Source organism: Arthrobacter alkaliphilus, from assembly GCF_021483235.1.
Taxonomy (GTDB): domain Bacteria; phylum Actinomycetota; class Actinomycetes; order Actinomycetales; family Micrococcaceae; genus Arthrobacter; species Arthrobacter alkaliphilus.
This window is the reverse complement of record NZ_JAKEEC010000035.1, coordinates 1-17,897: the sequence shown is the minus strand read 5'-3', so window position 1 is coordinate 17,897 and position 17,897 is coordinate 1. Positions and strand designations below refer to the sequence as shown.

Annotated in this window: 19 protein-coding genes; 12 read left to right on the top strand and 7 right to left on the bottom strand. The window is 62.0% G+C overall.

The window, feature by feature from the left end:
• Positions 1-89 precede the first annotated feature (89 nt).
• From L0B83_RS18240 to L0B83_RS18210, 7 genes are all read left to right on the top strand, one after another.
• The gene (locus tag L0B83_RS18240) at positions 90-1,109 is read left to right on the top strand and encodes an asparaginase (RefSeq protein WP_234759978.1); all 1,020 of its coding nucleotides are present in this window, start codon (positions 90-92) and stop codon (positions 1,107-1,109) included.
• Positions 1,110-1,155: 46 nt separating this feature from the next.
• Positions 1,156-2,046, top strand: coding sequence for a polysaccharide deacetylase family protein (locus tag L0B83_RS18235; protein WP_234759977.1), 891 nt, complete (start codon positions 1,156-1,158; stop codon positions 2,044-2,046).
• Positions 2,043-3,434, top strand: a complete 1,392-nt coding sequence (locus L0B83_RS18230) for an MFS transporter (protein ID WP_234759976.1) — start codon at positions 2,043-2,045, stop codon at positions 3,432-3,434. The genes L0B83_RS18235 and L0B83_RS18230 overlap by 4 nt, the downstream gene beginning before the upstream one ends.
• Positions 3,421-4,269, top strand: coding sequence for an SDR family NAD(P)-dependent oxidoreductase (locus tag L0B83_RS18225; RefSeq protein ID WP_234759975.1), 849 nt, complete (start codon positions 3,421-3,423; stop codon positions 4,267-4,269). The genes L0B83_RS18230 and L0B83_RS18225 overlap by 14 nt, the downstream gene beginning before the upstream one ends.
• A gap of 26 nt (positions 4,270-4,295) precedes the next feature.
• Positions 4,296-5,042, top strand: a complete 747-nt coding sequence (locus L0B83_RS18220) for an SDR family NAD(P)-dependent oxidoreductase (protein ID WP_234759973.1) — start codon at positions 4,296-4,298, stop codon at positions 5,040-5,042.
• A gap of 74 nt (positions 5,043-5,116) precedes the next feature.
• Positions 5,117-5,428: a hypothetical protein gene (locus tag L0B83_RS18215; RefSeq protein ID WP_234759972.1), complete on the top strand. Its 312-nt coding sequence runs from the start codon at positions 5,117-5,119 to the stop codon at positions 5,426-5,428.
• Positions 5,429-6,532, top strand: coding sequence for an oxidoreductase (locus L0B83_RS18210; RefSeq protein ID WP_234759971.1), 1,104 nt, complete (start codon positions 5,429-5,431; stop codon positions 6,530-6,532).
• Between the two features lie 823 nt (positions 6,533-7,355).
• Here L0B83_RS18210 and L0B83_RS18205 read toward each other — a convergent pair.
• The 5 genes from L0B83_RS18205 to L0B83_RS18185 all read right to left on the bottom strand — a co-directional run bounded on the left by L0B83_RS18205 (position 7,356) and on the right by L0B83_RS18185 (position 11,723).
• Complete coding sequence (locus L0B83_RS18205) at positions 7,356-8,390, bottom strand: DUF4192 domain-containing protein (RefSeq protein ID WP_234759970.1); 1,035 nt, start codon at positions 8,388-8,390, stop codon at positions 7,356-7,358.
• Between the two features lie 328 nt (positions 8,391-8,718).
• Positions 8,719-9,723 carry a hypothetical protein gene (locus tag L0B83_RS18200; protein WP_234759969.1) on the bottom strand — a complete coding sequence of 335 codons (1,005 nt, stop codon included), beginning with the start codon at positions 9,721-9,723 and terminating at the stop codon, positions 8,719-8,721.
• Positions 9,723-10,208, bottom strand: coding sequence for a hypothetical protein (locus L0B83_RS18195; protein WP_234759968.1), 486 nt, complete (start codon positions 10,206-10,208; stop codon positions 9,723-9,725). The genes L0B83_RS18200 and L0B83_RS18195 overlap by 1 nt, the downstream gene beginning before the upstream one ends.
• Complete coding sequence (locus L0B83_RS18190) at positions 10,195-11,088, bottom strand: oxygenase MpaB family protein (protein ID WP_234759967.1); 894 nt, start codon at positions 11,086-11,088, stop codon at positions 10,195-10,197. Before L0B83_RS18190 ends, L0B83_RS18195 begins: the two co-directional genes overlap by 14 nt.
• A 122-nt stretch (positions 11,089-11,210) precedes the next feature.
• Positions 11,211-11,723, bottom strand: coding sequence for an SRPBCC family protein (locus L0B83_RS18185; protein WP_234759966.1), 513 nt, complete (start codon positions 11,721-11,723; stop codon positions 11,211-11,213).
• A gap of 54 nt (positions 11,724-11,777) precedes the next feature.
• On the opposite strand from L0B83_RS18185, the gene L0B83_RS18180 reads away from it, so the two are divergent.
• The gene (locus L0B83_RS18180) at positions 11,778-12,230 is read left to right on the top strand and encodes a DUF4259 domain-containing protein (RefSeq protein WP_234759965.1); all 453 of its coding nucleotides are present in this window, start codon (positions 11,778-11,780) and stop codon (positions 12,228-12,230) included.
• A gap of 208 nt (positions 12,231-12,438) precedes the next feature.
• Here L0B83_RS18180 and L0B83_RS18175 read toward each other — a convergent pair whose 3' ends face one another.
• Positions 12,439-12,777 (bottom strand): hypothetical protein, encoded by a 339-nt coding sequence (locus L0B83_RS18175; protein WP_234759964.1) that lies wholly within the window; start codon positions 12,775-12,777, stop codon positions 12,439-12,441.
• Positions 12,778-13,112: 335 nt separating this feature from the next.
• Positions 13,113-13,778, bottom strand: a complete 666-nt coding sequence (locus tag L0B83_RS18170; protein WP_234759963.1) for a GIY-YIG nuclease family protein — start codon at positions 13,776-13,778, stop codon at positions 13,113-13,115.
• A gap of 257 nt (positions 13,779-14,035) precedes the next feature.
• Here L0B83_RS18170 and L0B83_RS18165 point away from each other — a divergent pair, with 257 nt between their 5' ends.
• The 4 genes from L0B83_RS18165 to L0B83_RS18155 all read left to right on the top strand — a co-directional run bounded on the left by L0B83_RS18165 (position 14,036) and on the right by L0B83_RS18155 (position 17,567).
• The gene (locus tag L0B83_RS18165; protein ID WP_234759962.1) at positions 14,036-15,055 is read left to right on the top strand and encodes a putative endonuclease domain-containing protein; all 1,020 of its coding nucleotides are present in this window, start codon (positions 14,036-14,038) and stop codon (positions 15,053-15,055) included.
• A gap of 500 nt (positions 15,056-15,555) precedes the next feature.
• Entirely contained in the window at positions 15,556-16,224 is a 669-nt protein-coding gene (locus tag L0B83_RS18160; RefSeq protein WP_234759961.1) for a flagellar basal body-associated FliL family protein, read from the top strand.
• A 502-nt stretch (positions 16,225-16,726) separates the two neighbouring features.
• The gene (locus L0B83_RS20045) at positions 16,727-16,972 is read left to right on the top strand and encodes a type II toxin-antitoxin system HicA family toxin (RefSeq protein WP_372461219.1); all 246 of its coding nucleotides are present in this window, start codon (positions 16,727-16,729) and stop codon (positions 16,970-16,972) included.
• Positions 16,962-17,567, top strand: coding sequence for a hypothetical protein (locus L0B83_RS18155; RefSeq protein ID WP_234759959.1), 606 nt, complete (start codon positions 16,962-16,964; stop codon positions 17,565-17,567). Before L0B83_RS20045 ends, L0B83_RS18155 begins: the two co-directional genes overlap by 11 nt.
• The last annotated feature ends 330 nt before the right edge of the window (positions 17,568-17,897 follow it).

The window sequence follows — 17,897 nt, the reverse complement described above, 5'->3', positions numbered from 1 at the left end:
GGCCCGCCCGCCTTTTGCAAACGCCCATTCCGTGAAAGTTTACCCAATCGATTGGGTTGCAGACCGCGCAGTAACCACCCGGAGCTGAAATGACTGTTAGCGACTCTCACGTCGTGCTGCTGGCCACTGGAGGAACCATCTCGTCGCGGTCCTCCCGTGCCGGTGGCGCCGTCGCCTCCGATACCGGCGAGCAGGTGTTCAATGCCCTCGGCTCACGTGTGTCCCATCCCGTCCGGGTGCTGGATGTGTTCCAGAAGGGGTCCTACCTGCTGACGTTCGACGACATGCTGAGGATCTGCTCCACCATCAAGGAAGTCCTCAGGGACCCCAAGGTCCTGGGGGTGGTGGTGACGCACGGGACGGACACCATGGAGGAGACCGCCTACCTTGCGGAGTTGACCCACGGCGACGAGCGGCCGGTTGTCTTCACCGGCGCCCAACGGGCAGCGGACTCCGACGCTCCGGACGGGCCGGACAACCTGGCCCGGGCCATCGCGGTCGCGGGTTCGAAAGAGGGAAGGGGAAAGGGTGTGATGGTGCAGTTTGCGGGCATCATCTTCCCGGCCGCCGGCGTCCGGAAAAGCCAGACTCTTCGGCTCAATGCCTTTGCGAACCCTGATTTTGGGATACTTGGCCAGATATCGGACCAGGGACAAGTTGCACTGGCGGGCACTGGCAGCAGGCTCGAGGCCCTGCCCTTGCCCGAAGTGGGCGGTCGCTCCCCACGGGTGGACCTCGTTGCCTCCTATCCCGGCGCCGACGCCACCCTGATGCACGCCAGCCTGGAAGCAGGAGCGGAAGGTATCGTCCTCCAAGGCACCGGAAGCGGCAATGCCAACCGCAGCCTCTGTTCCGAGGTCGCCGCCGCGGTGGCGACCGGCGTCGTCCTGATCACCAGCACCCGCGTGGACGGCGGACCTGTGGTGCCCATCTACGGGGCCGGCGGGGGCGGTGAAGACCTCCGGGCCGCCGGGGCCATTGGCTCGGGCCACCTCCGGCCATCACAGTCACTGATCCTGCTCAACCTCCTGCTCAGGATCAACCCCGACCGGGAGCGGATCACCGAAATCTTCACCCAGCGGGGGAGGCCTCCTGAACCTTCCGCCTGACATCCAAGAACAACCCCGGTTTTAAACGAATTGAAAGGAACATCTCATGGCAAAGGACATCCAAGTCGCCTTCGGCGTAGACGTAGACGCAGTGGCAGGCATGCTCGGCTCGTATGGGGGTGAGGACTCCCCGTGCGACATCAGCCGGGGCCTGTTCAGCGGCGAAGTGGGGGGACCGCGGTTGATCCGCCTGTTCCAGAAATACAACCTCCCGGCCACTTGGTTCGTGCCGGGTCACTCAATCGAGACCTTCCCCGAGCTGACGCAGATGATCGTGGACGCCGGACACGAGATCGGCGTGCACGGGTATTCGCACGAAAACCCGATCGCCATGACCCGGGAACAGGAGACCGCCATCCTGGACCGCTCCATCGAACTGATCGAAAAGGTTTCGGGCCGACGGCCCACAGGCTACGTTGCGCCGTGGTGGGAGTTCTCGCCCGTGACCAACGAGATTCTCCTTGAACGGGGCATCAAGTACGACCACTCGCTGATGCACCGTGACTTCGAGCCGTACTACGTCCGTGTCGGGGACTCGTGGAAAAAGATCGACTACACCAAGGACGCTCAGACCTGGATGGAGCCGCTGGTGCGCGGGCAGGAAACGGACTTGGTGGAGATCCCGGCCAACTGGTACCTCGATGACCTGCCTCCCATGATGTTCATCAAGGCCGCCCCGAACTCGCACGGGTTCGTCAACCCCCGCGACATCGAAGAAATGTGGCGGGACCAGTTCGACTGGGTCTACCGCGAAATGGACCAGGCCGTCTTCACCATGACGATCCACCCGGACGTCTCCGGCCGCCCGCAGGTGTTGCTCATGCTTGAGCGGCTGATCGAACACATCAACTCCCACGAGGGCGTCAGCTGGTGCACTTTTGACCAGATCGCCGACTCCTTCCTCGCACGATCTCCCCGAAAGGAACACCAGTCATGACCATCCAGCAGCCCGCCGTCGACCTGACGCAACCGGCCCCGAACGAGAAGCGCCGCTTCCCGGTCTTCTCCAAGCGCCACACCACCACCGCAACCGTACTCGCCCTGCTCGCCTGGACCGTCGCTGTCTTCGACTACGGCCTGTTCGGTACCCTGTTGCCCGCCATGCAGCAGGAATTCGGCTGGTCCGCCACGGAAGCCTACGCCATCAACACGTGGATCGCCGTCGGAACCGCTGTCGTCTGCTTCGGCATCGGCCCCGTCATCGACAGGCTCGGCCGCCGCAAGGGCATGATGACCACTATCGGCGGGACCGCAGTAGTCTCCGGCCTGACTGCACTGATCCCCACCGGCATCCCGCTCCTGAGCAACGGCCTGCTGGTGCTGGTCCGTTCCTTCGGCGGACTCGGATTCTCCGAGCAGGCCGTGAACGCCACCTACATGAACGAGGTCTACCAGGTCACCGAGGTGGCCGATAAGCGCAAGCGCCCCGGATTCCACTACTCCTTCATCCAGGGCGGATGGCCGCTGGGCTTCCTGCTGGCCAGCGCCCTCGCTCTGGTCTTCCTGCCCTCCCTCGGATGGCGAGCCCTGTACCTGATGGCCACCATTCCGGCCGCTGTCATCGTCTGGGTCATCTCCAGGAAGCTCAAGGAAACGCCCCAGTTTGAACTGCACCACAAGCTGACAGAGCTTGAGAAGAGCGGAAAATCTGAGGACGCACACACGCTCGCCCACGCGTACGGTGTCGAGCACTCTTCGGCAGCCCCGCTCAAGCGCATCTGGGAGCCGCACCTGCGCCGGAACACCATCGTGTTCTCCCTGGCCTGGATCTTCAACTTCTTCGGCATCATGATCTTCAGCATCCTGGGCAGCTCAGTCCTGAAGAACGCCAAGGGCGTTGAACTCTCGGATGCCTTCTGGATGCTGATCGTCATCAACATGCTGGCCTACTTCGGCTACGTCTTCCACGGCTGGCTGGGGGACAAGATCGGCCGCAAACGGACGATCATCGGCGGCTGGATCCTATCCGGCATCTCTTTCACCATCATGCTCAGCCCGATCGCCACCAGCCCGTTCATGATCATCCTCACCTACGGCGCCGGCCTCTTCTTCCTGGTGGGCCCGTATGCTGCCATCCAGTACTTTATGGCCGAGTGCTACCCGGTCAGCTGCCGGGCCACCGGAACCTCCTTTATCGGTGCCATGAGCCAGCCCGGCGTGATCCTTGGCGGCGCACTGTTCACGGCTGCAGCAGCCGGGGCCGGAACCGGGCCTGCCGCGCTGTGGGTTGGAGCCGTGGGAACACTGTTCTCCGGACTGCTTATGATCGCCACCAAGCCCCCCGCTGAAGCCCTCCTGGAGGACCACCCGCATGACGTCGCCTAGCAAAGTCGCAATCATCACCGGCGCCGCGAGCGGCATCGGCCGCGCCCTCGCCGTCCACTACGCCCGCAAGGGAGTGGTATCCGTCATCGGCACCTTCCCCGGAGATCCCCACGACCCGGAGGAAACCCTCCGACTGGTCAAGGAGGCCGACGGTGCGGCGGTGATCCACGAAGTGGACGTCCGCACCACCGCATCCGTAGACGCCCTGGCCCAGCGGGCCGTGGACGAATACGGCCGGCTGGACTACGCCATCGCCAACGCCGGCATCCTCCGCAATTCCCCTCTGGGGCAGATGACGGACGAANACGAATACGGCCGGCTGGACTACGCCATCGCCAACGCCGGCATCCTCCGCAATTCCCCTCTGGGGCAGATGACGGACGAACGCTGGCACGACATGCTCAACGTGGACCTCACCGGCGTGCTGCGCACGCTGCGCGCAGGGGCGGAGAGAATGACCGACGGCGGCGCGCTGGTTGCGGTCTCGTCCATCGCGGGCGGGGTATACGGATGGGAGGAACACGCCCACTATGCCGCCGCCAAGGCCGGCGTCCTGGGCCTGGTCCGCAGCGTCGCCGTGGAACTCGGACCGCGCCGGATCCGTGCCAACGCCGTGATCCCCGGCCTCATCGAAACCCCGCAGTCCCTGGACCCGGTGAATTCGCTGGGGCCCGAAGGGCTGCAGCGAGCCGGGAACGACATCCCGTGGGGCAGGGTCGGCAAACCGGAGGAAGTGGCAAGCGTGATCGGGTTCCTCACCTCCGATGACTCCCGCTACGTCACGGGGCAGGCCCTGGTGGTCGACGGCGGCCTCACCGTGAAGATGCGCGCCTGACGGCGCACAGATAAGGAAAGGACACCATGAACACATTCACCCGAGCTGCCGACCAGGCGTCCGGAAGTGCCCAAGCCGGGAACGGGCGCGGGGTGGTGGTCACCGGCGGATCCAGCGGGATCGGCAAAGCCATCGCCGAGGCCTTTCTGGATAACGGAGACCGGGTAGCCGTGCTGGACCGCGCCGGAGGGGAAAGTGCCATCCGCGTGGACGTTGCGGACGAAGCCAGCGTGCGGGCGGCCTTCGCCGAGGCCCGGGGCAGGCTGGGCAGCATCGACATCCTGGTCAACAGTGCGGGCCTGCTGACGGAATCGCCGCTGGAAGACATGTCCCTGGCCCTGTGGAACGAGACCCTCACGGTGGACCTGACCGGTGTGTTCCTGTGCTGCCGGGAGGTGGTGGGGGAGATGCGCCAACGGAAGTGGGGCCGCATCATCAACATCGCCTCCCAGCTGGCCATCAAGGGCGGCGTGGGGCTGACCCATTACAGCGCGGCCAAGGCCGGCGTCGTCGGGCTTTCCAAGGCCCTTGCCCTGGAAACGGCGGTCGACAACGTGCTGGTCAACTGCATCGCGCCGGGACCGATCGAGACGCCCTTGGTGGAAGGTATTTCGGAAAGCTGGAAGGCCGCGAAGCGCGCCGAGCTGCCGCTCCGGCGCTTTGGGCGCCCGGAGGAAGTGGCCCCGGCTGCCGTGCTGCTGGCCAGCGACCCGGGCGGAAACCTGTTTGTGGGACAGACGCTGGGGCCCAACTCCGGCGACGTCATGCCGTAAGGAAAAGGATCGACATGTGCGGTGCCTGCGGAAGGACTACCGTTGCCGACCCCGCGCTGGGACCGGCGCGGACCATGCGACAACACCTGATCGTGGCCGCCACGGTCAACACGATCTGCACCGGCCTCCCGGGAGCTCCGAAGGTGACGGCACTCGCGGACGGCTGGATGATGACAGGCCCCGCCGGGGCCTCCACGCAGTGCCAGACCCTCGAAGAACTGTGGTCCGCTGTGCGCGCCTGTTTCACTGACGCGTCCGTTGTGGACCGTCTGCAAAGACGCCGGCAGGCGTACGCAGCCGATCCAGCCAATGCGGGCCTGCCCGCACGAACGGCTGAAATGCTGACTGACCTGGCAATACCCAAACACTCCCAAGGAAGGTTTTAAATGACTGATTACTCCCCGCTTTGGTCACCCACCCGGATCGGCGCCACCCAGCTGGACAACCGGGTTGCACTGGCTCCCATGACACGGATCAGCGCAACCGAGGACGGGCATGCCACGGAAAGAATGGCTTCCTACTACCGGACGTTCGCGCGCGGAGGGTTCGGGCTGCTCATCACGGAAGGCATCTACCCGGACACCGCCCACAGCCAGGGCTACCACTTCCAGCCGGGCATAGCGACGGAGGAACAGGCCCGGTCCTGGGCGAAAGTGGTCGACGGCGTCCACGCGGCGGGCTCAAAGATCTTCGCTCAGCTGATGCACGCGGGGGCGCAGAGCCAAGGGAACCGGTTTGTGGCCTCCCCCGTGGGACCCTCTGCGGTGGCACCGAAGGGGGAGCAACTGGAGTTTTACCGCGGCGCAGGCCCGTATCCCGTTCCTTCCGAGATCACCTTGTCCCAGATGAAAGAGGTCCGGGATGGCTTCGTCACGGCCGCGCTGCACGCACAGCAGGCCGGGTTCGACGGTGTGGAGATCCATGGTGCCAACGGGTACCTGCTGGACCAGTTCCTCACGGACTATCTAAACCAGCGCGATGACCACTATGGCGGCTCGCCGGAAAACAGGGTGCGCTTCGCCGCTGAAATCTGCCGGGACGTCCGCGCGGCGGTTGGCCCGGACATGTCGGTGGGGATCCGCATCTCCCAGTCCAAGGTCAGCGACACTGACCACAAGTGGAGCGGGGGAGTGGCCGAAGCTAAGGTCATCTTCGGCACCCTCGCCGCCACCGGGATCGAATTTGTCCACACCACCGAATACCGCGCCACCGAGCCCGCGTTCACGGATGCGGAGGAAACCCTGGCTGCGCTGGCCAAGCGGTACTCCGGGGTGCCGGTGATCGCCAACGGTAAGCTCGATGATCCGGATACCGCGGTGTCCATGCTGTCGGAGGGCTCCGCGGACGTTGTCGCGCTGGGCAAGGGAGCCCTGGCCAACCGGAACTGGCCGCACCTTGTCCGCAACAACCTGGAATTCGGGGAACTCGACCCTGCCGTCTTCGCTCCTCTGGCGGATGTCAAAGACTGGGAGCTGGAAGACCCCTCCTAGCCAGGCGCACCCTCACGACCGAGCGCCTACGATGAGCTTTCGGGAGCGGATGACGCCGGTTCTTGTGGGGTTCAACGCTCGGAGCCGACCCGAGGCTACCAGCTCAGCAGCGCAGGTGTAAGGCCGTTGCAGGCATGTTCTACTTTCACCGAGCCTGCGAGCACAAGCAGGGATCCGTCATGGAAACATGACGCCCCGGGATCGGGCGCCGATTATGGATGTTTCGTCAGCCTGGGGTGGTGGCAGCACGTTCCGTGGTCATTCGTTTTCGGCGGCGTCCTGGTAGAGGACCACCGCGGGGCATAAGGGGCCGGAGTGCAACTTGGGGAACCGGAAGCGGTCCAAAAGTTCGAGAGGAAGCAAGCGACGACGGAGCGCCGAGCGAAGTTTTGGACAGTGAGCGGCGCGAAGCGCCCTGGTTGCGCGCAGGGCACGCCCAGCGACGATCGGATATCAGGATGCCAAACAGAAGATGCAGCTGGTCGTCGATGATTCGCGACTGTCGTGGAAAAATGGCAGGCCCAACACGATGAACGACCACGCTCCGCCGGGTGCCATGAGACTTCCAAAAGCCGCTGGATTCCGGGCCGAATCACCCCGGCTGGTGAGCTGATTTTACTCATCGTTTACTCATCGAAAACGATGAAAAACAGTGACAGCTTGTTGGTTGTGGCTGGCGTTAAAAACGCCTAGATTCCGCGGATTTTCGAGAGATATTACAAGGTCTTGAAATACGCCAAAATGACCCCTTTTAAGAGAAGGAATAAGGTGGCGCACGGTACACCTACTCCCGAGCGTGCGCCGAAGCCGCGTCCACAGGAGCTCATAAGCCGTCAAGTCCCTGTGTCCTATAGGCAGTGTTCTTGTCCGTGTTCCAGCCTGCGATCACTCCGTTGCCAATGAGTTGGTCGCTTAGTTTGGCTAAGCGGTAGCCGGGGTCTGCTTCCAGCGCGAGTTCGAGGTACTGGTGGGCTTTGCTGCCGCGGCCTTCCCACCAGTTGATGTAGGCGATGGCGGTGAGTATGGGAGCGGAGTGTTTGGTGCTGGCGTGCGTGTAGGCGTGGAGCAGTACTTGTTCGGCCCATGTGACGCGCGACCATTGTGGTTTGCCTGGGGTCTGGGCGAGCAGGATGCGTTCCATGGGGCCGTTGACTCCGGGGATATCTGCCATGAGTTGGTCGCGGATGGCGGGAAACTGGAAGTTGGCGATCAAGGAGGCGGTCTGTTCATCGCTTGGGTAGGTGTTCGCTTCGAGAATGTCCGACCAGAGAGTCCTTGCTTTTTCAATAGCGTGGGGCTCGTAGGATCGACCGATCAACGTGACGTGGTCCTCGACGTCGTCGAGCATCGCTGTCTCTTTCTGCGATGCTGGGAGTGTGATCCGGCCGGTTGGTGCGACGGCGCTTCCTCGGTAGACAAGTTCGGCGTTGATTTCGCTGGAGTCGATCATCGACAACGGCAGGGCATCGGGAAGCCTGGGGTCATCGTCGAACGGTGAGACGGTCGTGTCGCCGACCAAGAGACCGTCGCGAATGGTGATGTTACGTTCGGCGAGAGCGCCGGTAAGGGCTGCGATCATCGCCCCATATGGTTTATTCTGACCGTCTGCGGGGGCAGCCGTGGTGTAGACGGCGAACAGGGCGCTGGTCGCGTTCGGGTCGTTGGCAAGGTAGCCGGCGACGGTGCGTGCGTAGGCGAGTTCGCCGCCTTCGTGCTTGGGAAGATCGACCCGCAGGGTGGCGCCAATCCGGTTGGTGTCGATGGTGACGCACACCAGACTCTCGTGTGGCCAGAAGCCGAGGGTGTGGCCGATGAAGCTCAGGACATCGGCGGGGGTTTTGATCGTTAGCGTTTCCATGATCCTCTTCCTTGAACGAGACCTATGACGGGCTGTCCGTCAGTTTTCGGCGTCGTTCTGATAGGGGATCCACCGCTGGCATGAGGGACCGGAGCGCAACTTGGGGAACCGGGAGCGGGTCCAAAAGTTCGAGAGGAAATAAGCGACAACGGAGCGCCGAACGAAGTTTTGGACTGCGAGCGGCGCGCAGCGCCCTGGTTGCGCGCAGGACCCGCCCAGCGACGATCAGGTATCAGAATGACAAACAGCAAAGATGCATCTGCTCATTCATGGTCGGGATGGCCGCTTACGGCATGACTACCGGGCAGCGCCGGCGTGCGTTGAATTATTAAAGCGTGGGACGTGCGCCGGAGTGCATTTCGAGGGCGAGTTCGGCGCGTTCGACGACGGAACGGTCCCGGGCATCGAGTCGCTCGGCGGCTGTTGGGCTTGCCATTTCGCAGTCTCGTATTTCGACGAGTCGGCGGTGAAGTTGTGTTTCGGCGTGGGGGCTGAGTGCAATCAGTCTGCTGGCGCGTCGTTTCTCGAGGATCAGTTCGTGCTGGCCTGACGCCACACGATTCCAGATCGGCCTGATTTCCAGGAGTAGTAGACGGGCGCGGAGTCCAAACGTGCCGTGACTGAGCGGACCCGATAGTCGTGGCAGAAGGAGCCCCACGCTGACGAGAACAACCGCGAAGGTTTCGCCAATCCAGTAGAGGACCGTGAGGATCGCGGCCGCCATACTATCCGCTGGTTCCAGCTTGGTTACTGCACCGTAGAGGAGCCGATCAAGCAGCACCAAGGCGAAAAGAATGCACCCGATGGCGATAAGAAGGAACGCCGAGCGGAACGACGGTGCATGCATTCGAGGGAGGTTATTGCGGCACACGCGTGCGATGTCGAGGCAGATCCACACGATGAATGCGGAACCTGCCCAGAGGAATACAGCCATGCCGGATTGGTCGCCGTATGTCAGCGGAAGATTGGGGTCGGTGACATTAGTGCGGCTTGTGACGAATCCCGTTGTCACGGCCGCGCAGGCAACTCCCGTCGCCCAACGACCAAAGGTGAGTTGCCGACGTCGTACTTTCTCGTCCGAGACGGCGGCCTGCAGAATTGCCGTACGAAATTGCCAAAACCCAAGGAGTAGCGAGAGGAGGGTGACGAGGCCCACGCGGTTTCGGCCGCCGAGTAGGGGATCCACGGTGTAATAGACGGACGGGACGTAGAGGGTGCAGGCGACTGCGGCCAGGATGGTTGCGCGGAAGACACTGCCGCGGTGCGGGTCGAGAGCGGCCGGCAGCCGGAGAACCGTCAGGACCCAGAGGGTCGCGGCCGGGATGAATTCCATCAGCCGAACACTTTGCGGAACGCCAGCGGCTCGGGCAATGTGCCGGCCTTGCTGTTGATGATCCGTGTCGCGAGCTGGTCGGCCAAGGCCTCCGCGGTGAGTTCCGCGTCGTCGGTGTAGCTGCTGCGGGCGAGGGCGCGGAGCACCAGTTCGCCGTCCAGGTCGGGAAGGAGCCTTTTGAGCAGTTCGCTGTTGACGCCATCGCGGTCGTGGTCGAGGATCATGTGGCTGAATTCGTGGAGGATGATCTGCTGCCGGTGCCAGTCGGATTTGGTCGGTGCATGGAGGACGACGTCCCGGTCCACGCAGACAATCCAGACCCCGCATACTTCTTCCTTGGCTAGTTCGGGGAGTTCGCCGATAACGATCGGCCGGCCACGTTGCAATTCCAGCTTTTCCCGTATGAAGCGGAGCGTGGCATCGTTGGGCAGGCCGAAGCTGTGCTCGGCTTTCCTCGCTAGTTTGCGGGCCTCACGGTAGTTCATTGCCGACCCGAGCGGGGGAGTGCGGAACGTTGACCGGGCCGATTTGGTCCGGGGAATACCCATCGGGGTATAGGGAGGATCCGGCCTTGCCGGGTGTGAAATGCGGCTGCTGGTTCAAGGGACGACGTCGGGTGATTGCGTTCCGGAGCTTGAGCCCGGTTTTGAGGGCCGTGCGGGATATCACGTTTGCGCGGGGGAGGCCCAGCGCGGCGGTGAGGCGGTCGTCGTCGAGCATGGTGCTGATGAGCGGCTTCGCTAGCGGGCGCAGGGGCTCGGGCAGGCGGCTTTGGAAGACCTGGACGGTAGCATCCATGAGGTGCTGGCCGTGGTCCGACGGAGCGATGTTCGCGGCCTCGTAACGATCGAAGAAAACTGCGGCTTCGGCGTAGCTGGCAGGCATGCCCGTGATGTTCATCCGCGTGCCGAGCTCGCTGAAGAAGCGTGTAGCGGCCATAAGCTCTGAGCTGGTGGGTTGGCGCCAGGCATGTCGCTGGATCCAGCGGATGGGGACCACCAAGAGGGTGAGCAGCACGTACAGGAAGTCGTCTTTGCTCCCGGGGACGTTGCGGTGGACGCGATTGAGCAATTCGACCATGGCCTTGCCGCGCTCGCTGTCCAAGCCACTGGAGATGAGCTCGTAGATTACGATGGCGGTGTCGTAGGAGCGCTTCATGGGACGCTGCTGGATTTCCGCGTTCGTGTGGAGGGCTGCGGCGATGCTGGGAATCGCAAAGTTCCGGTAGTACGAGAGGAAGAATCCAAGCTCCATGTCGGCGGCGAGGTCGAACAGGGCCATCTGACGGAAGGTGGTTGCCCAGGCTTCTTCGCCTGCGGTCTCCTGGCGTTCGAGGCTCGCGGCGAGGGCGGCGTTGATGTTCATGGTGCCCCCTTCGCCGTTGCTTTAGTCCGTGTTCGACGTTGGGGCCTCAGCTCCCCAGATCGGCTGACCTATTCCATGGTAGAACCGTTGCGAATGCGTGGCTAGTTAACTTGTAGACGGGTCTAATCTGTGGCTTGTGAGGTCCTTTTTGCTAGCGCTTTGATCAGGCCCTCTTCGCCTCGGCGCATCACGAGCGAGTGGGCGGCCGTGAACGCGGGTGTCGCTAGCGGGGTCAGAACATTCATCCATCGCTGAGTGGGACGGACGCGCCATTCGATGTCCATCCGGGTTGCCTGGCCTTGTGCCTCCGGCGTGAGGACGACACGGCCGGTGCCCTCCAGGTGGCCACCGGCGTCGAAATCAATTTCGCTCGGAGTGACCACATTCGTTGGGTGGATGCTGATGGTGAGGGTGTAACCGAGGGACGCCTTGAAGTTGAGGTGGGCGGTGGTGGCCTTGAGGATGTCTTCTTGGGAGTTGCCCTTGGCTTCGGTTCGAACGAGTGGCGCGGCGAATGTGCAGTTGGGCCACCACTTGGGCCAGCTCATATCGACGTCGGCGATAATCTTCCATATTTCGTCTGGTGTGGACCGGAGGTGCCAGGTTGAGCTTAGGTCGAACAGGCGCGGGGTCATGCGGATAGTTTGCCACGTGTGAGAGCTTGGGGGGAGCGCGCATCAAGGCATGGGATGTCAATAGGCCGGGTGGCCGATCTTGAGGATGCCTTCCCGACGCTCAATATCACCCGCGCCTGGGGTTATTTGCCTTTCGAAAATGACGACGCGATGGACTGGCTGGACACCCTCGACTCCGGGGGAGCGGAGGCAGTGCGCGAGGCGTTGTCGAACGCCGGCGCCGAATACGTTGCGGCACCGGACGGCAGCATCGCCATAGCCGCCGCAGAAATCACCTCCGCTGCCCAAGGGAACCCTGCAGTGGACCTGCGCGATAACGCGGCGTCGTGGGTGGCCGCCCACGGTGCGGAGATCGGCCCTGAGGACGTGGAACTTGCGGTGCAGGCGGTCACAATGGTGACAGGGGAGGACTCCGAGCTTGCCGAGCTGTGGGACGACGCCGAGGAGCCGGAGTGGCGGGAGTCCCTCAGTGACCTTTCCGAACGGCTCCGCGAGGCGCTGCGGTAGGTTCTGAGACACAGAGACGGCACCAGTCTTCAGGGGAAGAAGGGACGATCCTGGCTCCGTACAGCCCCGGCGGGCCAATGAAGGTGCCGATCCGTTTCTGACACTCCGCCCTGCCTGCTTCGTTCCAGCGACATTGCGGTTCCGTCGGCCGACACGACCTCTACTGTTGGCGGACACCCCGGGGTTCGATCCGGAGCAAACGTCTTGTTCACTCCGTTTGGGGAGTCTGCCATGGTTGTTCTGAAAGGATTTTCTGCACCTCACAGGGGCGGGTGAGGAGCGCCGCGAGGCCCATGAATTTGGATAGCCAGGCCAAATCCTGCAAGTCGCTGTCGGCGGGCCGCGGCCGCTTCAGAGACCGCAGGAAGTTCTCTCTGGCAGCTGGTGACAGCCCGCCCAGACATTCATCGGCCGCATAGTCCGCCATCTCCAAGAGCGCGTTGTAGGCCTCTGTTGGTTCGATGGGCGGCGGACCGCTTGGCAGTTCGGAAATTCGCAGACGAAGCGTTTCCAGGATGCTCGGCGGTTTGCTGACTTGGGAGGCCATTCAGGATCCGTGGTCGTGTGGTACCACGCAAGGCCCGGAAGGGCAGCGTCATTCAATGCGGGGTCCTCGGGGTCCGTCAGATCGACAACCGCTGGACCAAAGTTGAAGTCTTTCCCGCAGTCGGCGCAGTTCATCATGGCGTCAGGGATTCGGACGTAGTCTTCGGCGGAGAGCCAGTTGCCGGCGTTACACTTCTCACATCGCATGCGGAACCCATTGGCGAACTCGACCGGACGCTCAATCAGCATGAGCCACCTCATCGACGAATGGCGCAGAATTACCTTTTTGAGTCAGCTGCCGGCGCTTGATCTCGGACGGGAGGAACCTAGCGCCCATCATTCTGGTGCCGCCGGGACCCTGTTGAGCAGGAAATCGGACGGGAAGGTGCTGACCAGCCGCGACTCCAAGTCATCACTCCGGGTGGTCTTTGCAGCTAAGATCCTTGTGGTGTCCAAAGCACGGAACGAATCGATCGACAGGATGGAGGTCGCTTTGTCGGGGAATATCAGCCGATCGAACTGCTTGGTGCCGCTCCAGTGCCGTTTGATGCGTTTCCGGATGTCCCACGCCTGGCCGATATATGCCTGTCTGTACCCGTCGAGCACCATGACATAGACACCTATCTGCCCGTCCATGGCGGTCAGATTCTCGACGGGCCGCAGGCCTTTGTGTTTGCGCAGCATTTCATTGAGCGCATCATCGAAATGCTTGACGGACAGCTGGGCGAAGAAGGCCATATTCAAGTCGAAGTTCTCCAACCCAGCCTCGCGCTGGCGCGCGCAGAAGTCGTCGGAGAGCCGGGTGTGTTCCTCATCCTCGTAAGCCCAAGCGAGGGACTCCCATTGCTCGTCGGTGTACCACTCCCGTGGGAGCCGGGTTGACGACGTCTTGTTTACCATGGCGTACATCTCACGGGTCAGCCGATGTCCGTACTTTCCTGGCCACACCAGCTCACCAAAGTGCTCGACCGGAGGTGTCGGCTGCGACACCGTTCTTGCCATACCGTCCCCCATCCCAGATCTTGAAGTAATCCTAGAGCTGGATTGGCTCATGGATGGTTCGGTGCGCGGGACGGCAGATCAGGTTCGCCTTGTGAGTGGCGTGCTTGACGGTGCAGTGCTGGCGAGGAGGGACCTTCTTTTTCCCGGGGCTGGTGGCAGCGCCCGGCCTGACGTTTCTTCAGAACGGGGGGGGCACCATGGAAATGGCTCCGCCGTGTTCCCGGTTTTGTAGGTCCCGTGACTGAGATGCTTAGTGTGTGACTTCTCAGTACAAGCCTTCTGACCTCGATGATTACTATTCATCTCTTTTCCAGGCCGGCGCGGTTCCTGCGTTACCGACCGCCGCGAATCTGAAAACTGTGAGGACCGCCGTCGCCGGTGCTCTTTCCGATGTAAAGGCATACGAGCTTGCCGAGGAGCGCGTGCGGTTCGGTCTTGCACCTCAGCAGGAGAACGAGGACCCTTGGGCCAGTAAATTCCGCTACGTGGATAGGAAGCTAAAGGACCTTTCGCTCGATCAGCTCATCGTGCTGGGGCACCGTGTGCAGGAGGAGTACCCGACGGCCGAGCTGGAACACGTATTGAAGCTGGCAGGGGCTGGTGGAGTGGCGGGGGCGTTGAAGAACCTCATCTTCGCTGCCTTTGGCCCTAAACCGAAGATCGTCCTGCGTGATGCAGTGAACAACGACATCGAGATCAGCGAGAACGGGCAGAATTGCCTCGTGTACGACCGGGCGCTTCCGCCCGAAGGCCTGTCCTGGCGGGCATTGGTTTCCTGGTGGGCCAAGGAGGAAACGGTGCCCGCAGCTGCTGAGCGAGCGGAGGCAACGGCACTTTACCGCCGGCTTCTCGCCTCACTTGGCGATAACGAGGCCGAGAAGTTCCTGTTCGACCAGTACTGCACTCTTTACAGGATGTACGGTTTCGACCTGCCAGCCCTGATCCCGCAGGTGTATCTGCACTACGACCCCTATACGAAGGGCACCGGGGCGACCCTCACCCGCCAGCGGATGGATTTCCTCTTGCTGCTGCCTAACAGGCGCCGCATCGTGATCGAACTGGACGGCGTGCAGCACTATGCGCTCAACGGTCATCCCCGTCCGGACCTGTATGCCGCGATGGTGGCAGAGGACCGCAAGCTAAGACTGGCCGGCTACGAGGTGTACCGCTTCGGCGGGCAGGAATTCGTTGACCGGCGCGCAGCCGCAGGAATGCTGCTCGGCTTCTTCCAAGAGCTCCTACAGCTGCCAACTGCTCAGACAAGGTCTGCCGGGTAGACCACGTGGCCGGTGGAGAGGACCCGTCCGGCCAGGTGGGATGCTCTGTGCGTCCGTCATCATTGGCTCGGCGGCTTTCGGCTGCTGTCAGGTTATGGATGCTGGCGCACCGGTACCCTGTAAAAATCACCGGAAATGTCAGACGGGGGAGCGGCCATGGACCGACACGGACTGTTTGACGCAAGAGTCTCGATTTTTCTTCCGGGGGTACTGACATTTCCGGTTATTTTTTGGAGCAGCCGCGACAACAGATGCAGAAAGACTCGCTTCCCCGATGGAAAGTACCCGGAAAAGTCAGAAGGGGGACCGATCACGGCCCGAGACGGCCTGTTCGCCGAAGTGCATTAGTTTTCTCTCCGGGGCTACTCACATTTCCGGTTATTTTTGAGCACCTGGTGCGACGCGTGTTCAAGGATCGATACTTCGTACGGTTCAACCTGCGCCGGCGGCTATGGTTGAATCCAACAGCCGGGGCGTAGGCCTCACAATATGGGGGAACCATGAATGACGATCTGCCAGCGGACCAGCCTGAAACGGTCACGGGTCCCGCAGGCACCCGCAACTCCAGACGTCGTCTGTTGATTATTCTCGCTGTGGCCTTGGTCCTTGTGCTTGGTCTTGGCACGACGGTGTGGTTCACCATTAGCGCCCCGGCCGTGGAGGCCGCGGATGCGAAGGCATCCGCTCAAGCCTCAGCCGACGCCGCCGCCAAGAAGAAAAAGGAAGATTCGGACGCGTTCTGGGCGCAAGTCCAGGCAGACAATGCCAATCGCGCTGCCCAGCAGGCAAAGGATGCGGCTGCCCGTAATGCCTCCCAAGCTGCTGAGAAGGCCGCACAGGAAGCCGGTACCTCCGAATCGATCCGAACCCAGATGGAGGCCCAAGGGTGGACCCGGTTCTCCGGGCCGTACTACTACCAGTACGCTCCCAAGTCCGAGTATTCGTGCGGCAACCTGAAATGCTCCGTTGTGCACGTCACGACCATGGCGGCGGCGGGGTGTCCGGGAGGGCTGTATGTGGCGGCCAGCATCGAGCACGGCGCCTCATCCGTGGGCCTGGCCAACAGTATCACCGCACCCCTCGCCCAAGGTAAGGACGCCATCGTGAAGCTCGACGACACCACCGGTCAGGGTGACGGAATTCGTCTGGCTGACATCCACTGCCTGTAACCGGCAGGATGCCGGTGAAGAGGAAGAGATTGGGCGGTGGGGCGGTGCCCCTGGCGGAGGGCAACGGGGCTCGTGCCCAACTGGAAGGGATGGGGTCTTGGGGGATCGTTTTTCCTCCAGCGGCACTCCTTCTGGCATTTTTGGGAACGCTATAGTCCGTTTCTGTATGGCGGTTCCAGGACCTTCTTGCATGACGCTTGCTGCTGCTGTCCAAGCCTTGGGTGTCAGCTGTCACCTGTGGCCGGACGCCGCCCGCATTCAGCCCTGGCCAGTTTTCCGGCGCGTCGGTGGTGCCCGGCAGTGGGCGACTGCGCCTTGCCTGGGTCGGCGATCCGGTCCCGGCTGAGGCGCACCCAGCACATCCAATCCACGCTAGCGACTGCGTGCTATGCAGGAGCCGACGAGTTTGTATCGGGTAACGTGAGTGGCACGTCGGTTCGTCCGGCAAGCTACTGGGGTAAGGAAAATGGCTTGAAACGGGAATCTGTGGTTGGAGTCGGCGATGGGGAGCAGTGACTTTCCGTCCATGGATCCCAAAATGTTGCGCCGCCTGCTGGAGCGGCTAGGTTATGGTCCCACTGGTAATGGCAAGGGAAGCCATGAGAGACTGGAATGTCCAGGGCGGCCAACTCTGACGTGGGGCTTCCATGCGGGGAAGGAAATAGCCGGAGGACTCGTTAAGCAGATACTGATGAAACAGATCGGGCTTACAAAAGAAGAAGCATTGGAGGTGCTCCGTGGTAAATAACGCGCAGATGATCGTTACGACTTGGGGCGATGGTTTTGCCTGCTCCGTCTCGAGCCCGCAACTCCCAGGGATTGTGGCGGCTTATGACGAGCGCCCTCACGCGGGTGACTTATTTACTTTGGCCGTGGCTGCCGGCCTCAGCCCTGACGGTGACATAGACGTCCACCTCCAGAGGGCTATCGAAATCGATTCCAAGCAGTTCTTCGTTCGCGCTCGCCAAGACTTCCGAGGCGAGGAGCGAGGGCGTCTAGCCACTCGTATTTGCGACGAACTCGATCAGGATCCAAACCTTCGCGAATATGCAGACGCCGACCGATATGACGATGCGCTGATTATTGCCACTTTGTCGTCGGACCTAATTGAAAGCGTTATGAGTGGTGTTGAAGAACATCAGCCACTTACCATCGGCATGGAAAGTTCGGACGGATCCGCGCACTACATTGGCGTAGTGACTTCAAATGGTTCAACTCCGGGGCCCAGGCTCTCCGACCTGGGGCTGGATAGTTCGTCGACTATTGGTCAAATGTTCGAAAAGCTCGGCGTAGGTCCATCGGCCCATGACCATCAACACGGTCGCATTCTTGTGACCGTCTAAAGGCCCCTGCTCGCCTGGCGTCGGTTGATAGAGTTTCCCCTCATGACTTGCGACCGGGGAAGTTCTAGTTGATACATCCAGAGTACTGTTGTCGCTGTGGGTGGCACGGCCACCAGGTGGGTAGTCTGGACATGCGAGAATTGGGACTGCCCCCGGTTTTGTTGACTCCTTGACCTGCCCCAGGGATTGGTTACCCCGTGAAGAATGAGTCTCAGGCTGTTTGGGATGGGTTCGCGTTGGCCAAGTCGGTGCGAGTCTTCCAGCGTTTCCTGTTCAACAGCTCGATCTGCATGCTGGACCAAAAGGATTCCATCATCGCGTTGTCGTAGC